Consider the following 15,289-nt stretch of genomic DNA (forward strand, 5'->3'; position numbering starts at 1 on the left):
TATAGTAGTTCAAATAAATACAAACTCTGTTAATAATTAAATTAACAGAGTTTTTTGTTTTTACACAGTAAATGCTATTTTAGCAGAGACTTCAATTTCCTCAATTTATATGGCTCAAGAAACTAAATATACCGAAGATAATATACGCTCGCTCGATTGGAAAGAACACATCCGTATGCGTCCGGGAATGTACATTGGTAAATTAGGAGATGGTTCTTCTCCTGACGATGGAATTTACATCTTGGTAAAAGAAGTTTTAGATAACTCTATTGATGAGTTTGTTATGGGTACAGGAAAAACAATTGAAGTTTCTGTACAAGGAGATAAAGTAATTGTTCGCGATTATGGTCGTGGTATTCCGCTAGGTAAAGTGGTCGATGTAGTATCGAAAATGAACACTGGTGGTAAATACGATTCTAGAGCCTTTAAAAAATCGGTAGGATTAAACGGAGTTGGTACCAAAGCGGTAAATGCTTTATCCACTTTTTTTAGAGTAGAATCTACGCGTGATGGTAAGTCAGCATCAGCAGAATTTGAGAAAGGAAATCTTACTAATCAGGATTTATTAGAAGAAACATCGCGTAGAAGAGGAACCAAGGTTACTTTTATTGCGGATGAAACGATCTTTAAAAACTATAAGTATCGTCCAGAATATATTATCCGATTACTTAAAAACTATGTATACCTAAATCCTGGGTTAACCATTGTTTTTAACGGAGAGAAATTCCATTCAGAAAATGGATTAAAAGATTTATTGGAAGACAACAACAATCAAGATGATATGTTGTATCCAATTATCCATTTACGAGGAGATGATATTGAGGTGGCAATTACCCATAGTAAAACACAATACTCAGAAGAATACCATTCGTTTGTAAACGGACAACATACTACGCAAGGAGGTACACATCAAGCAGCATTTAGAGAAGCGATTGTTAAAACTATTCGTGAGTTTTACGGAAAGAATTTCGAAGCTTCAGATGTTCGTAAATCGATTATTTCTGCCATTTCTATTAAGGTGATGGAGCCTGTTTTTGAAAGTCAAACAAAAACAAAATTAGGGTCTACCGATATGGGAGGAGATTTACCAACGGTACGTACCTATATCAACGATTTTGTAAAAACGAAACTAGATAATTACCTGCATAAAAATGTAGAAGTAGCAGAAGCTTTACAAAGAAAGATTTTACAAGCAGAAAAGGAGCGTAAAGAATTATCAGGGATTCGTAAGCTAGCAAAAGACAGAGCAAAGAAAGCGAGTTTACACAATAAGAAATTACGTGATTGTCGTATCCACTTTGGAGATACCAAGAAAGAAGGTTATTTAGATACTACTTTATTTATAACCGAGGGAGATTCGGCAAGTGGATCGATTACCAAATCACGAAATGTAAATACTCAGGCGGTATTTAGTTTAAAAGGAAAGCCCTTAAACTCATACGGATTAACAAAGAAGATTGTATACGAGAATGAAGAATTCAACTTATTACAATCAGCTTTAAATATTGAAGATGGATTAGGAGATTTACGTTATAACAATATTGTAATTGCAACCGATGCCGATGTAGATGGTATGCACATTCGTTTGTTATTAATTACCTTCTTTTTACAGTTTTTTCCAGAGGTAATTAAAGAAGGACATTTATACATTTTAGAAACTCCGTTATTTAGAGTTCGAAATAAAAAAGAAACCATCTACTGTTATTCTGAAGAAGAAAAACAAGATGCGATGAATAAGCTAAGAGGTAAACCAGAGATTACTCGATTTAAAGGATTGGGTGAGATTTCTCCGAATGAATTTGTGCATTTTATTGGAGACGATATTCGTTTAGATCCGGTGATGTTAGATAAAGAAATGTCGATAGAACAAATGCTACAATTCTATATGGGTAAAAACACACCAGACCGTCAGAAGTTTATCATCGAAAACTTAAAAGTTGAATTAGATATGGCAGAAGAAGTTTAAGAGAATGAATAAACCAACTAGAATAAGAATATACTTAGCAATTGCTGCAACATTTTTCTTTATCAGTTTATTTAAACTAGATTTTGATGATTTAAGCTGGACTAAAAACAGCAGAATTTATGTAAGAATGTTAGTTGCTGTATTGGTTTATATAGTAATTTTCTTAAGCAGTAAAAAACTAAACAAATAAGAACTCTTAAAAGAATACACATTATTCAATGAGTGAAGAAAACAATAATTACGAACACGACGAAGAGTTAGCAAACGAAAATCAATCTGAGCCTACAGAAACGATAACCAAGGTTACCGGAATGTACAAAGAATGGTTTTTAGATTACGCTTCGTATGTAATTTTAGAACGTGCAGTACCATCTATCGAAGACGGATTTAAACCCGTACAGCGTCGTATTATGCATTCGATGAAAGATTTAGACGATGGTCGTTACAATAAGGTAGCCAATATTGTAGGGCACACGATGCAGTATCATCCACACGGTGATGCTTCTATTGGTGATGCCATGGTACAATTAGGGCAAAAAGAATTGTTGATTGATATGCAGGGTAACTGGGGTAATATCTTAACAGGAGATAGAGCAGCAGCATCACGTTATATCGAAGCACGTTTATCTAAGTTCGCCTTAGAAGTTGTTTTCAACCCTAAAACGACAGAGTGGAAAATGTCGTACGATGGTAGAAGAAAAGAACCAATTGATTTACCAGTAAAGTTTCCGCTATTATTAGCACAAGGAGCAGAAGGTATTGCAGTAGGTTTATCAACCAAAATTTTACCACATAACTTTAACGAGTTAATCGATGCTTCTATAAAATATTTAAAAGGACGTAGCTTTAATATTGTCCCTGATTTTTTAACTGGTGGTATTGCCGATTTCACCAATTATAACGATGGTAAAAGAGGAGGAAAGGTTCGTGTACGAGCAAAAATATCACAGTTAGATAAAAAGACTTTAGTAATTACCGAAATTCCTTTTAGTACTACCACGTCTTCATTGATTGATAGTATTTTAAAAGCGAATGATAAGGGTAAAATCAAGATAAAAAAGATTGAAGATAATACGGCGGCAAATGTGGAGATTTTAGTGCATTTACCAGCCAATGTATCTCCCGATAAAACCATCGATGCTTTATACGCATTTACCAATTGCGAAACGTCTATTTCGCCATTAGCATGTACGATTGAAAATAACAAACCTGTTTTTGTTGGAGTTTCGGAAATGCTAAAGCATTCTACCGATTTAACGGTGAAGTTGTTAAAGCTAGAATTAGAAATTCAGTTACATGAATTAGAAGAGCAATGGCACTTTGCTTCATTAGAGCGTATTTTTATTGAAAACAGAATTTATCGTGATATTGAAGAAGTTGAAACTTGGGAGGGCGTAATTGAAGCCATTGATAAAGGTTTACAACCACATATAAAACATTTAAAACGCCCGATTACAGAAGAGGACATTGTACGTTTAACAGAAATTAGAATTAAGAAAATTTCTAAGTTCGATATCGATAAAGCCAAACAACATATTGAAAGTTTAGAAGATAAAATTGCTGAGGTTAAAAACTTCTTAGCGAACCTTATCGATTTTGCAATTGATTATTTTAAAGCTTTAAAAACAAAATACGGTAAAGGGCGTGAGCGTAAAACCGAAATCAGAATTTTTGACGATATCGTTGCTACAAAAGTAGTAATGCGTAACACTAAATTGTATGTAAATAGAGAAGAAGGTTTCGTAGGGACTTCATTAAAAAAAGACGAATACGTTACCGATTGTGCCGATATTGATGATATTATTGTGTTTAGAGATAACGGTAGCATGCAAGTTGTTAAGGTGGCATCTAAAACCTTTGTAGGTAAAGGTATATTACACATTGCGGTTTTTAAAAAGAAAGACAAGCGTACGGTGTATAATATGATTTACAAAGACGGTCCAAAAGGTCCGAGTTATATGAAACGCTTTAATGTAACCAGTGTAACGCGAGATAAAGAATACAATTTAGCCAACGACAATCCAAAATCTAAAGTATTGTATTTCACGGCGAATCCGAATGGAGAAGCTGAAGTAGTAACTATTAATTTACGTGCGGTTGGTAGTATTAAAAAACTAAAATGGGATATCGATTTTGCCGATTTAGCGATTAAAGGTCGTGGTGTTCGTGGTAATCAAGTTAGTAAGTTTGCTATTAAGAAGATTGAATTTAAATCAGCAGGAGTTTCTACCTTAAAACCTCGTAAAATTTGGTTTGATGATGCGGTACAGCGTTTAAATGTTGATGGCAGAGGAGATTTGTTAGGAGAGTTTAGAGCAGAAGATAAAATACTAATTGCTACACAATCGGGTAAAATTAAAGCTGTAGCACCAGATTTAGCCATGCATTTTGATAGCGATATGATAGTGCTAGAAAAATGGAAAGCTAATAAACCAATATCAGCTATTTACTTTGATGGAGGCAAAGAGCGTTATTATGTAAAGCGTTTTTTAATTGAAACTCCTGATAAAGAAGAAGTGTTTATTTCGGATGCTGAAAAATCGAAATTAGAAATCATTGCAACCGATTACCGCCCTATGGCTGAGGTTATTTTCTCTAAACGTAGTTTAGACAAGGTTGAAGTTAATTTTGAAGATTTTATTGCTGTAAAAGGTATTAAAGCACAAGGAAATCAATTAACAACCGATAAAATACGAACGGTTAATTTATTAGAATCTTTACCTTATGAAGAACCAGAAGAAGAAAAGGTAGAAGAAATAGAGGTAAATGAGGAAGAAGAAATTATTGAAGATACTTTACCGTTAGAGATTGAAGAAGCTCCGCAAAAAGATTTTGTTGAAACGAAAGAAGACAAAGCAAAGAAAGCATTAGCAAGAGCTTTGCAAAAAAAGAAGAAAGCTAAAGAAGAGGACGATGATAGCCAAACAGCATTATTTTAATGGATAAACTACTTACATATCAGTTTAATTTAAGTTCTATTTGGGGCATTATTGGGTATGTACTATTGGTAACTTTTGTAACCTGGGTGTTGTCTCGTATTATTAGAGCTTTCATTGTACAAATTATAAAGCGCAGAAAAACCGATCGTTTTGGTAAAACAAGCATTTTGTTTTTACGTAATTCGGTTAAGTTTTTTCTAGGGCTTTTTGGCATTATTTATATTATAATGACAGTGCCTGCTTTTCGAAGCAAAGCAACCTTAATTTTTTCTGGAGCTGGTATTTTAGCGGCGATTATTGGTTTTGCAGCACAAGCAGCCTTATCTAATTTAATTGCAGGAGCTTTTATTGTTATTTTCCGTCCGTTTCGTGTAGGTGATTATATTCGTTTAGACGATACACGTATGGGGATTGTTGAAGATATTACACTACGCCACACAGTAATTAATAATTTTGAAAATAAACGATTGATTATACCCAACTCGGTAATTAGTACCGATTCGGTGTTGAATCATACCATTGAAGATTCGCACGTGTTGAGTTTTAATAATTTTAAGCTAGGGATTAAAGCCAATATCGATTTAGCACGAAAAATTATACAAGAAGAAGCGATTAAGTTACCTACTGTGATCGATTTTAGAACACCAGAACAAATAATGGCAGATAAAGAACAAGTAGATGTTCGGGTGATTGATATTCACCCAGATCATATACACATGCGTGCCTATGTATGGTTAAACGAACCTTTTCAAGAATTTAAAACCAAATGCGCCTTAAAAGAAGCGGTACATAAACGTTTTTTAGCAGAAGGCGTGCAATTACCAATTCCTTTTCATAAGGTGATTAAAGTATAGTGGTTTGGCTATGAGTAGTTGTATAGTTTAGCAAGTAACTTAGTAAGTACAACAAATTGAAAATTAGTGAGAACTTTTTCAGAAGTAGGCGAGAACAAGCAATTACTTTTGGACATTGTTTATAATAGTTATTTATTCTTCAATTTTCTTAATTTTAGATTCAAGAGTCTTCAAATTTGTCATTTTGGGATATAGATTCTTAACTTTTTCTGGTTGATTTAATGCTGGGTGGATTTCTGCACCCTTATCTATTAAATCAGACATCATTTTAATTGATAACTTAAGCCTCTCTACTTGTTCATTGTTTTCATTTTTGAAGTTTTCATTATACAAGTTATTGGCTTCTGCATTAATCATTAGAGAAAGTGCTTCTTTCTGTTTTACTTGAATCTCTTTTAAGCTTTCATTTTTTACTCCAAGGCTTTCAACGTGTTTTTGTATTATTCTACCTTCTTGAATTTTTTTAAATACAACAGCCGAAGCCCAAGTAAGTCCACCAATAAGGGAAACAGCTGCAGCTGAACCTAAATATACATCTAACCAAATAGAACCATTTTCAACACTATCGATTCTGACTTCGCCTTTAATTTCATCATTGACTATTGATTGATTTAAAACTTTATGAAATTCTGAGCTAAATTTTGAAAGGTCTTCAAAATCTCTTACTTCAGGTAGTTTTATACTAACTGTGTTTTCTTCTGTTTTTCCACCTATTTGGTCAATACTTTGGGAAACGGAAGATACTATTCGTTTTAACTCTTCTAATTTTGCGTTCAATTGCCTACCTTCAGAAGCATTGAGGTTCACAAAGTCTTTTGCTGTAGTGAATATTGAGCTTTTTCTTACATTTGTTATTTCTTTTTTTAGTAAATCAGATGATTCTAAAGCATTAATTCCATTTCTGAATTGGTCTAAATTTGAAAAGACTGACATTAAACTATTTCCTTGTTTACCTTCCTCATATTTATAATCCAAATCGATTAAGACTTCTTTAAGTAAAATTTTAAGTTCTTTTATTTTCATTTTTTCTAATTATAGCTAGTGGACTTGTTTATGAAATGTGGCGTGTAAAAAGACGCTATTTTTTCGGATAAAAATAAAGTCAAATTTTTATATTTTTGTTTTTAATTTATCATTCTTAAAAGCCAAATCAAAAGATTTGGCGGACTCTATAAAAATACACTAAATCTTGACTTAAACACCAAAACCCGTATTAATTATAGCCATTGTTAGCTACAGTTTTAAAACGGTAAGTCGTCAGGTATTTCAATTTCTTTATCTGAAGTTTGATACAAGAAATATTCTTCTTTCCATTCATTCTTTTTAATGAACTTTAATTTGTTGTTTTCGAAAATTTCTTTTGATATAGTAATTTTAATATTTTTCCTTTCAGTTTCTTTTAACCAATAATATTCATTAGGAGTATTGTCCGAAAATATTTCATCAAATTCATCTTTTGTATAACCTCTTGCTTCAAGTAACTTATTTAAATCATTAAAGCCTTCAATATAAAAACTGTATTCAATTTGTAAATTTTCTCTAACCTTTTCAACAAGCGGATGATTTAAAGATAAAATTTGATTAATTTCTGTGTCTTTTTCAATGTTTTCATTACTTATATAATTAACTAATTTATTAAGTGTAAATGCTGTTTTTTCAAGATTGTCTATAATTGACACTTCTTTAACTCGTCTTTGATTTTCTAAGAAAGATTGAAATAAGCCAGCAAATTGTTCTTTTAAATAATGAGTTATTTCAGAAGCGGTCTCAAAAGATTTAATGTTGTTATTAGCATTTAAATTTTTAACTTCTTCAATGAATTTGTAGATTTTTAAATTATCTACGTATTTATAAATAGTTTTCTCATTTTCTTTATTTAGAAGATAGGTTTCGTATTCAGATAAAACATTTTTTTCTATAAAAATATAAACTTGTTTTTCTTCTTTTAAAGCTGTTCTTAATTCAATTTGGGAAATCGAAGATTTTTCTCTTTTAGATTCACTTCCATAACGACCACCAATAATTGAAACCAGTATGTCAATATTTTTAATTTCTTTATAACAATATTCCTCTAAAGCTTTATCTTTTCCATAAGGAATGTTTCCTTCTTCATTTCTGATAGTTTCATACCCTAGGTTTTCAATAAACATATTTAGATCAGCTCTAATTTGTTTAAGATCATAAAATGTTGAACTTATAAATACTCTTGGTTTTGCCATAGTTTTTTTAATTGTAGCTAACGTTTAGTGTATGGTGTCGTAGCATCCCGTAGGGCGCTATGCACTATACACATTGTTGGGTTTAGTTCTATTCAATACCAAAATTTTTATATGCTTCATCTGAATATATGCCTAAACTTCCACCGCTAGGCTTTTTCTTAATGTCAAACTGACCAATAGCGTCTTTTAATGGTTCTTTTTTGAAAGGGACGTGTATTGCTGATAATGTACCGTTTTCAATTCTTTCTTTTAAAGATTTTGGCCACAAATTACTCAGCTTTTTGGGAGCTTTAATGGTATTGTAACCTGTATAAGCAATAATCAATGGTATTTTACATACATCTACGGCATATTCAATTTCCATTGGAACCCAATCCTTGTCGTTCTTTGTTGTGTCTCCGATAATAAGAACCATGTTTTTACTGTTCCTAAGCCTTTCCTTTAGCCTAGTCTCTAGAGTCTTTTTCTTACTAGAATCACGAACAGTCGAATTTTTATCATGACTGTTTACGATAGCAAAATCGTCATCTTTTTTAGCTGTCCATGCTTTAATTAAATTATAATATTTAATATCTGATTCTGTTGGAACATTTGTCCCGTCAGCGTGAAAAGCTATATATGTTCCATTTCTATATGCCATATTATTCCCAATTATTTTTTATTAATTCTAAATCAACTTTTTCAAATACATTTTCTTGTAAAACGATTCTAATTGTTGAACTTAAATCTCTTTCTTTAGCAGACTTTAAAAGCGATATTAATATCAATTGAATTAATTGACTCGCAGGCAAACCAACTCTGGCTAGTCCATCACCAACTAAGGGGATATTAACTTCATGACCATTACCTTCAGTTCTGACCTTATTCCAAAGACCGTCTAATGCTTTAAGCATTATAGAAGGTGAGCTAAAGGCAGTACAATCAATATCGGTCTTGGATAAAGCAAATAAGAAGTAAATTGATTCATTATGAGAGATAGTTATTGTTTCACCAATTTCATATCTAAGGTTTTTTCCGTCAGTTCTTTGGACTGTCTCAATTTGTTTTCCCGATAACTGAGAATTAACAGCATCATCGATTAAAGATTGATGATTGCCCAGTACATTTTTAATAAAGACTCCTTGTAAGCTAGTTGGAGAAACAGGTTTGCCTATTTTACTATCAAAGAATTCGCTCCCAGATATAACTTTATGACCTGAAACTTTAAAAAGATCTCCGAATACTATTTCGACTTTTGTATTGGTGTTTTTGAAGTTAAACTTCACACTTTTCTTAGGGTAATTTACTATTACAGCTATAATGAGACTAAGTAACCCATATGCTCCAAGATAATACCCATTATAGCCTGTTGGTTTTATATCTGTTATTGAAAGTATTGGCTCTAAGATTGACCAAAGAAGGGAATAACCAAAAGCCATGGCTAAAAGAAACCTTTTGGGATGTCTCTTTATTCCAATAAATATTTTCTTAATCATGCTTATTTTTAATTAAACCCAACTACTTATAAGAATAGTATTACTTCTTTTATCGGGTAAGATAAAAAAGGATAACACAACTTTTAGTAGCTGTTTATTGTTTAGTTTGACACTAAACTTAAAAAGAAAATAAGTGTTAGCATTGGGGATATCCGCAGTTTTTTATGTGGTTTTCCGCAATAGTAGTATAACTCATTCACTATGAGTGTAAAAAGGGTAGTGCTAAATCAGTAAAAAGAGTAAAAAAATATTGTTTTGGTGAGTGGTTTAGTCTTTAAACAAAAAACCTAAGCCTAAACGGCTTAAAAATTTCTTTTCGAAAGCCCAAAAGAATTTAAATTGCCCAAATAACCAGCCAACTATAGGTAAAGTAGCTTGGTAAATAGGAAAAATAAGTAAAATACGTAATGGCCAATATATCAACGGAGATATGGTTTCGGTAGAAAGACCAAAGTAAGTAGTAATTGGTTTAGCAACCCAAGCAGCAAACGAACCGTTTATAGAAAACACGATTAATACCGCAATTACATCCCAAGTGGTTTTTAAACCCCAACGTTGTTTTAATTTTTCCATGGGCGCAAAAGTAATTAAAAGAAAAAGGGCAAACAAATGTTTGCCCTTTAAGATATTATATGTGTACTATTTATTTTTTTCCAAAAATACCTCCTAGTAAACCACCTAATAATCCGCCACCAGATTTTTGTTGGCTACCGCCACCTCCTAAAACCATACCAGCAACATCATCAACAATACTTCCGTCTCCGTCAGCATCTAAAATTTGCTCTAAAAAGCTTTGTTCTTTTTGTGCAGAGTTACCACCTAATAATCCGCCTAATAAACCACCTAAGTCACCAGAGTTACTTACGTTGTTTTGACGAGATTGTTTACCTAAAACACCCATTAAAATAGGAGCTGCAGTTTTTAAAATATTAGCAACAGCACCAGTATCCATACCAGCCTTTTGCCCAATTACTTGCTCTACACCTTGTTGTTTATTACCTAATACATGACCTAAAATTTTACCACCGTCTTGTAAAACATCAGCATTTACACCACCTTTAAAAAGATCACCTAAATTATCTAAAATACCACCATCGTGTTTGTTAATTGCACCCATTAATCCTTCAGCACCTTGAGGTGTTGCAGTATTACGTTGCATTGCTTTCATTAACACAGGTAAAGCCATTGTTAAAACACTACTTGTTTTTCCTTGGTCTTGCCCGGTAGATCCTGCTACTCCAGATATAATTGTTTTACCTAAGTCGCTATTTAATAAGTCTAAAATTCCTGCCATTTTTTTGTTTTTAATCAGATTCGTAATTAGTTTTCAATAATTGAGACACAAGTTACGTATTTATAGTCACATTTTTTTAAATATTTCTTTTTACCTTTCAGCTTTTTAAAATTAAAACGATTACATGAAAAAACTCGCACTACACTGGCAAATTTTAATTGGAATGCTTTTAGGTATCCTTTTCGGATTCATAGCATTACAGTTTGGCTGGAATAATTTTATTGCAGATTGGATTAAACCACTAGGTACCATTTTTGTAAAACTGCTAAAGTTAATTGCAGTACCATTAATTATAGCTTCGTTAATTAAAGGAATTTCTGATTTACAAGACATTTCTAAATTTAAAAATATCGGAGTTAGAACCATGTTAATATATATTGGTACTACGGTAATTGCTATTACGATTGGTTTAGTGTTGGTAAATGTAATTCAACCAGGTGATGGTATTTCGCAAGCTACTGTAGATAAGTTAACAAATACCTATGCTGGTAATTCTAGTATTACTGCTAAAATTACGGAGGCGACTAAGCAACAAAGTAGTGGACCATTGCAGTTTGTGGTAGATATGGTACCAGATAATGCCATAAGCGCCATGAGTAACAACAAAGCAATGTTACAAGTAATTTTCTTTACTATTTTCTTAGGAATATCAATGTTATTAATAGGAGAGAAGAAAGCAAAACCATTAAAGAAATTTTTCGATTCTTTAAATGATGCTATTTTAAAAATGGTTGATTTAATTATGTTGGTTTCTCCTTATGCTGTATTTGCCTTATTAGCAAATGTGGTGGTTACTTCTGGAGATCCTGATATACTATTAGCCTTATTAAAGTATGCAGGAGTTGTAGTATTAGGATTAATTTTAATGATTGTTTTTTATTCAATCTTGGTAAGTGTATATACTAAGAAGAACCCATTTTGGTTTTTAAAACAATTAAGTCCAGCACAATTATTAGCATTTTCAACAAGTAGTAGTGCAGCAACGTTACCTGTAACTATGGAGCGTGTAGAGGAGCATATTGGAGTAGATAAAGAAGTATCGAGTTTTGTATTACCTGTTGGTGCTACTATTAATATGGATGGTACCAGCTTATACCAAGCAGTAGCAGCAGTATTTGTAATGCAAGTTTTATGGCCAGAAGGTATGGGGTTTGCAAATCAAATGTCTATTGTTTTAACAGCTTTACTTGCATCTATTGGTAGTGCAGCTGTACCAGGAGCAGGAATGGTAATGTTGGTAATTGTATTAGAATCTATTGGTTTTCCAAAAGATTTATATCCAGTAGCCTTAGCATTAATTTTTGCGGTAGATAGACCTTTAGATATGTTACGTACTACAATTAATGTAACAGGTGATGCTACAGTATCTATGATTGTTGCAAAATCGGTAGGGAAATTAGGGAAGCCTAATGTTAAAAACTGGGACGATAACTACGATGAAGTAAAATAAATTAAAAACTTCAAGAAAAATAAGTAAATTTAAAGAACTAAATAAATAATAAAAACTAGTACCCTTAATCGGATGAATATATGCTTTTTAATGTATTCTTGGGAGGAGATTAATCCTGAGAATGATTCAACTTTAACACTAATTCATGAATGTGTAAAGAGAGGTCATGGAGTCGCCATTTGCACACCATCAAATTTAACAATTCGTAACAGTGTTACTAATGCATTTTGCGCAATTATTAATAGGATAGATAAAGTACCTACAAGTATAAAATCGTTTTATAAAAAAGCAACTTTAAGAGAAGAAATGTTGCCTTTAGCAGGGTTCGATGCTATTTTTATGAGAGGAAATCCACCATTAGATCCTTTAATGTTGAATTTCTTAGACTCGGTTAAAGACGACGTATTTGTTATCAATTCTGTAGAAGGAATGCGTGAGGCAAATAATAAGTTATATACAGCAGTTTTTGAAGATCCTAATAACGAGATTATTCCGGTTACGCACGTATCTAAAAATAAGGATTATTTAATTAAAATGATTGAAGAATCACCTTGTGATAAAATGATTTTAAAACCGTTGAATGGTTATGGTGGATCAGGAGTTATTTTAATTGAAAAATCAGCAATGAGTAATATTAATTCATTACTTGATTTTTACATTTATAAAAGTGATGGGTCGTCTGATTACGTGATTTTACAAGATTATATAGAAGGAGCAGACAAAGGTGATGTAAGAATATTATTATTAAATGGTAAACCGATAGGAGCAATGAGACGTATTCCTGGAGATAAAGACCATCGATCAAACATTACTGCTGGAGGTAGAGTTGAAAAGCATAAACTTACAGTTGCTGAGAAAAAATTATGTGAGAAGATAGGACCAAAACTTGTAAAAGACGGATTGTATTTTGTGGGTATTGATGTTATTGGAGGTAAGTTGGTAGAGGTAAATGTAATGAGTCCAGGAGGTATTACCTACATAAACAAAGTATCGAAAGTAAAAATACAAGAAAAAGTAATCGACTTTTTAGAAAGTAAGGTTTTAGAAAAGAATGCTTCTTTTAGACGTATGACTGATTTAAAGAGACGAGTTGATGAAGCTTAGTATTACCAACCCTTTGGTTTCTGCTAATTGGTTATATGAAAATCTAAATGCAGAAAACTTAATTGTTTTAGATGCAACAATTGCTAAAGTAGGCACCAAAAATGATATTAAAAAAGAAAAACAGCAAATTACAAATGCTGTTTTCTTTGATTTAAAAAACGTTTTTTTAGATAAAGAAGGAACGTTTCCTAATACAATTCCTGAGGCATCTTATTTTGAAAAAGAAGCTCAGAAGTTAGGGGTTAACCAAGATAGTTGTATTGTGGTTTACGACGATTTAGGTGTGTACTCTTCACCAAGAGTTTGGTGGTTGTTTAAAACTTTTGGTTTTAAGAATGTTGCAGTTTTAAATGGAGGCTTGCCAGCATGGAATCAATTAAATTATCCAACTGAAATACCAAAAAAGAGAAACCTAAATCTTGGTAATTTTAAAGCCAATTATCAATCAGAAAAAGTAAGTAGTTCACAAGAAGTGTTAAATGCTTCGATGAATGATAATTGTATTTTAGATGCACGATCAGAAGGACGTTTTTATGCAACAGCACCAGAACCAAGAGCAGATTTAAGAGGGGGGCATATTCCGAATTCTAAAAGTTTGCCATATTCAGAATTGCAAACTGATGGTGAAATGAAGACGAAGAAAGAGTTGCAAGAATTATTTTTAAAGATAAACCCTAATAACGAAGAAGTAATTTTTTCTTGTGGCTCAGGTATAACCGCTTGTATTTTAGCTTTAGGAAGCGAAGTAGCAGGAAATACAAATTATAAAGTTTACGATGGTTCATGGACAGCATGGGCTAGTAATTTAGAAAACCCAATTGAAAAATAATGAGCTTAGATTGGACCAAAAGAGAGTTTGAAGTATATGTGTTACTATACGCAGCTCACTGTAATTATATAGAAACTGATGAAGAAAGAAAATATATTCTTTCTAAAGTAGATGAGGCAACATTTAACAAAATGCATACCGAGATTGTTGTTGAAAGTGAGCATCAGAACATAGAGAAAATTCAACAATATTTATTAGAAAACAACTATTCTATTCAAGATAGAAAAGAGTTGTTAAATGATATAAAGGAGGTTTTCTTTGCTGATGGAACCGTTGATGCTATAGAAAAGAAGGTGTTTGTTTTATTGCAGAAAATTTTAAGTTAAGCATGTTAAAACTTTCAGTAAACGAAATCATAAATAAGATTCAAAAAGAAGAAATTTTTGAAGCAGTTTCAAGCGATTATTCTTTCACCTTAAAAATTGATGAATATGTGCCATACGTTTGTGGTGCAGTGCATGATGGACATCAGTTTAGAAAAGAGCTATGGAGTAATTGTTTACATACCGAATATGAGCGTTGGTACGAAGAAGATCCTGCTACCAAAGCAATGGTACAATCGCATCCAATAGTAATTGCAGGAACAGACTCTAGGTTCGAATACGATTTAAATAGAGCGCCTGAAACAGCAATTTATACGGATGCTTGGGGTAAACAATTATGGAAAGAGCCATTGTCTGATAAAATGCATCAAAAAAGTTTAGCTAAACATGCTAATTTTTATAAAGTAGTACATGTCTTAATAACTAAAATAGAAGAAAAGTTTTCTACTTGTGTTGTGTATGATATGCATTCATATAACTGGAAGCGTTGGGACAGGGAAGTACCTACTTGGAATCTAGGGACATCGAATGTTGATAGTGATCGATTTGGAAATGCAATAGAATCTTGGAGAAGTATTTTAGAAAAAATGCCTTTACCAAACGGTATAAAATCTACTTCAAAAATTAACGATACTTTTCAAGGAAATGGATATTTCTTAAAATACATTACCCAAAATTTTAAGAATACATTGGTTTTAGCAACAGAAATTGCAAAGGTGTATTGCGATGAATTAAATCAAATAATGTATCCAGAAGTTGTTATTGCTGTAGAAGATTATTTGAAAACTGAATTAAAAAAGCATGCAGAAACATTTTATAAAGCCCATAAATTGTAA

15 protein-coding genes are annotated in these 15,289 nt (G+C 32.2%); 9 read left to right on the forward strand and 6 right to left on the reverse strand.

What is annotated here, in order from left to right; translation table 11 throughout:
* Window positions 1–109 precede the first annotated feature (109 nt).
* The 4 genes from H3Z83_RS10865 to H3Z83_RS10880 are packed head-to-tail and all read left to right on the forward strand — an operon-like array spanning window position 110 to window position 5,759.
* Window positions 110–1,966 carry a DNA topoisomerase IV subunit B gene (locus H3Z83_RS10865; protein ID WP_182125520.1) on the forward strand — a complete coding sequence of 619 codons (1,857 nt, stop codon included), beginning with the start codon at window positions 110–112 and terminating at the stop codon, window positions 1,964–1,966.
* 4 nt (window positions 1,967–1,970) lie between these two features.
* A complete protein-coding gene (locus H3Z83_RS10870; RefSeq protein WP_182125521.1) occupies window positions 1,971–2,156 on the forward strand; it encodes a hypothetical protein in 186 nt (61 codons plus the stop codon).
* Window positions 2,157–2,184: 28 nt separating this feature from the next.
* Window positions 2,185–4,905 carry a DNA gyrase/topoisomerase IV subunit A gene (locus H3Z83_RS10875; protein ID WP_182125522.1) on the forward strand — a complete coding sequence of 907 codons (2,721 nt, stop codon included), beginning with the start codon at window positions 2,185–2,187 and terminating at the stop codon, window positions 4,903–4,905.
* Window positions 4,905–5,759, forward strand: a complete 855-nt coding sequence (locus H3Z83_RS10880) for a mechanosensitive ion channel family protein (protein WP_182125523.1) — start codon at window positions 4,905–4,907, stop codon at window positions 5,757–5,759. The genes H3Z83_RS10875 and H3Z83_RS10880 overlap by 1 nt, the downstream gene beginning before the upstream one ends.
* Before the next feature lie 132 nt (window positions 5,760–5,891).
* Here the strand turns inward: H3Z83_RS10880 and H3Z83_RS10885 are convergent, their stop codons facing one another.
* The 6 genes from H3Z83_RS10885 to H3Z83_RS10910 all read right to left on the reverse strand — a co-directional run bounded on the left by H3Z83_RS10885 (window position 5,892) and on the right by H3Z83_RS10910 (window position 10,747).
* The gene (locus H3Z83_RS10885) at window positions 5,892–6,782 is read right to left on the reverse strand and encodes a hypothetical protein (protein ID WP_182125524.1); all 891 of its coding nucleotides are present in this window, start codon (window positions 6,780–6,782) and stop codon (window positions 5,892–5,894) included.
* 218 nt (window positions 6,783–7,000) lie between these two features.
* Window positions 7,001–7,978 (reverse strand): DUF4062 domain-containing protein, encoded by a 978-nt coding sequence (locus tag H3Z83_RS10890; RefSeq protein WP_182125525.1) that lies wholly within the window; start codon window positions 7,976–7,978, stop codon window positions 7,001–7,003.
* An 88-nt stretch (window positions 7,979–8,066) separates the two neighbouring features.
* Complete coding sequence (locus tag H3Z83_RS10895; protein WP_182125526.1) at window positions 8,067–8,618, reverse strand: TIR domain-containing protein; 552 nt, start codon at window positions 8,616–8,618, stop codon at window positions 8,067–8,069.
* Window position 8,619: 1 nt separating this feature from the next.
* Window positions 8,620–9,453 carry a macro domain-containing protein gene (locus H3Z83_RS10900; RefSeq protein WP_182125527.1) on the reverse strand — a complete coding sequence of 278 codons (834 nt, stop codon included), beginning with the start codon at window positions 9,451–9,453 and terminating at the stop codon, window positions 8,620–8,622.
* A 267-nt stretch (window positions 9,454–9,720) separates the two neighbouring features.
* Complete coding sequence (locus tag H3Z83_RS10905) at window positions 9,721–10,026, reverse strand: DUF6787 family protein (protein WP_182125528.1); 306 nt, start codon at window positions 10,024–10,026, stop codon at window positions 9,721–9,723.
* Window positions 10,027–10,096: 70 nt separating this feature from the next.
* Complete coding sequence (locus H3Z83_RS10910; RefSeq protein ID WP_182125529.1) at window positions 10,097–10,747, reverse strand: DUF937 domain-containing protein; 651 nt, start codon at window positions 10,745–10,747, stop codon at window positions 10,097–10,099.
* 124 nt (window positions 10,748–10,871) lie between these two features.
* On the opposite strand from H3Z83_RS10910, the gene H3Z83_RS10915 reads away from it, so the two are divergent.
* From H3Z83_RS10915 to H3Z83_RS10935, 5 genes are all read left to right on the forward strand, one after another.
* On the forward strand, window positions 10,872–12,197 hold the full coding sequence (locus tag H3Z83_RS10915) for a dicarboxylate/amino acid:cation symporter (protein WP_182125530.1): 1,326 nt from the start codon (window positions 10,872–10,874) through the stop codon (window positions 12,195–12,197).
* Between the two features lie 90 nt (window positions 12,198–12,287).
* Entirely contained in the window at window positions 12,288–13,301 is a 1,014-nt protein-coding gene (gene gshB, locus H3Z83_RS10920; RefSeq protein ID WP_246337544.1) for a glutathione synthase, read from the forward strand.
* A complete protein-coding gene (locus H3Z83_RS10925) occupies window positions 13,291–14,130 on the forward strand; it encodes a sulfurtransferase (RefSeq protein WP_182125532.1) in 840 nt (279 codons plus the stop codon). Before gshB ends, H3Z83_RS10925 begins: the two co-directional genes overlap by 11 nt.
* On the forward strand, window positions 14,130–14,456 hold the full coding sequence (locus tag H3Z83_RS10930) for a hypothetical protein (protein ID WP_182125533.1): 327 nt from the start codon (window positions 14,130–14,132) through the stop codon (window positions 14,454–14,456). The genes H3Z83_RS10925 and H3Z83_RS10930 overlap by 1 nt, the downstream gene beginning before the upstream one ends.
* A 2-nt stretch (window positions 14,457–14,458) precedes the next feature.
* The gene (locus tag H3Z83_RS10935; RefSeq protein ID WP_182125534.1) at window positions 14,459–15,289 is read left to right on the forward strand and encodes an N-formylglutamate amidohydrolase; all 831 of its coding nucleotides are present in this window, start codon (window positions 14,459–14,461) and stop codon (window positions 15,287–15,289) included.

The sequence above is a fragment of the Tenacibaculum pelagium genome (genome assembly GCF_014062345.1).
In the GTDB taxonomy this organism is placed as follows: Bacteria; Bacteroidota; Bacteroidia; order Flavobacteriales; family Flavobacteriaceae; genus Polaribacter; species Polaribacter pelagius.

Bases quoted from the DNA above. Each gene is read 5' to 3' on its own strand.
- H3Z83_RS10875 (WP_182125522.1), top strand. From the start codon at position 2,185: ATGAGTGAAGAAAACAATAATTACGAACACGACGAAGAGTTAGCAAAC.
- H3Z83_RS10925 (WP_182125532.1), top strand. From the start codon at position 13,291: ATGAAGCTTAGTATTACCAACCCTTTGGTTTCTGCTAATTGGTTATAT.
- H3Z83_RS10935 (WP_182125534.1), top strand. From the start codon at position 14,459: ATGTTAAAACTTTCAGTAAACGAAATCATAAATAAGATTCAAAAAGAA.
- H3Z83_RS10910 (WP_182125529.1), bottom strand. From the start codon at position 10,747: ATGGCAGGAATTTTAGACTTATTAAATAGCGACTTAGGTAAAACAATT.
- H3Z83_RS10890 (WP_182125525.1), bottom strand. From the start codon at position 7,978: ATGGCAAAACCAAGAGTATTTATAAGTTCAACATTTTATGATCTTAAA.
- H3Z83_RS10865 (WP_182125520.1), top strand. From the start codon at position 110: ATGGCTCAAGAAACTAAATATACCGAAGATAATATACGCTCGCTCGAT.
- H3Z83_RS10880 (WP_182125523.1), top strand. From the start codon at position 4,905: ATGGATAAACTACTTACATATCAGTTTAATTTAAGTTCTATTTGGGGC.
- H3Z83_RS10930 (WP_182125533.1), top strand. From the start codon at position 14,130: ATGAGCTTAGATTGGACCAAAAGAGAGTTTGAAGTATATGTGTTACTA.
- H3Z83_RS10900 (WP_182125527.1), bottom strand. From the start codon at position 9,453: ATGATTAAGAAAATATTTATTGGAATAAAGAGACATCCCAAAAGGTTT.
- H3Z83_RS10870 (WP_182125521.1), top strand. From the start codon at position 1,971: ATGAATAAACCAACTAGAATAAGAATATACTTAGCAATTGCTGCAACA.
- H3Z83_RS10915 (WP_182125530.1), top strand. From the start codon at position 10,872: ATGAAAAAACTCGCACTACACTGGCAAATTTTAATTGGAATGCTTTTA.
- H3Z83_RS10905 (WP_182125528.1), bottom strand. From the start codon at position 10,026: ATGGAAAAATTAAAACAACGTTGGGGTTTAAAAACCACTTGGGATGTA.
- H3Z83_RS10885 (WP_182125524.1), bottom strand. From the start codon at position 6,782: ATGAAAATAAAAGAACTTAAAATTTTACTTAAAGAAGTCTTAATCGAT.
- H3Z83_RS10895 (WP_182125526.1), bottom strand. From the start codon at position 8,618: ATGGCATATAGAAATGGAACATATATAGCTTTTCACGCTGACGGGACA.
- gshB (WP_246337544.1), top strand. From the start codon at position 12,288: ATGTATTCTTGGGAGGAGATTAATCCTGAGAATGATTCAACTTTAACA.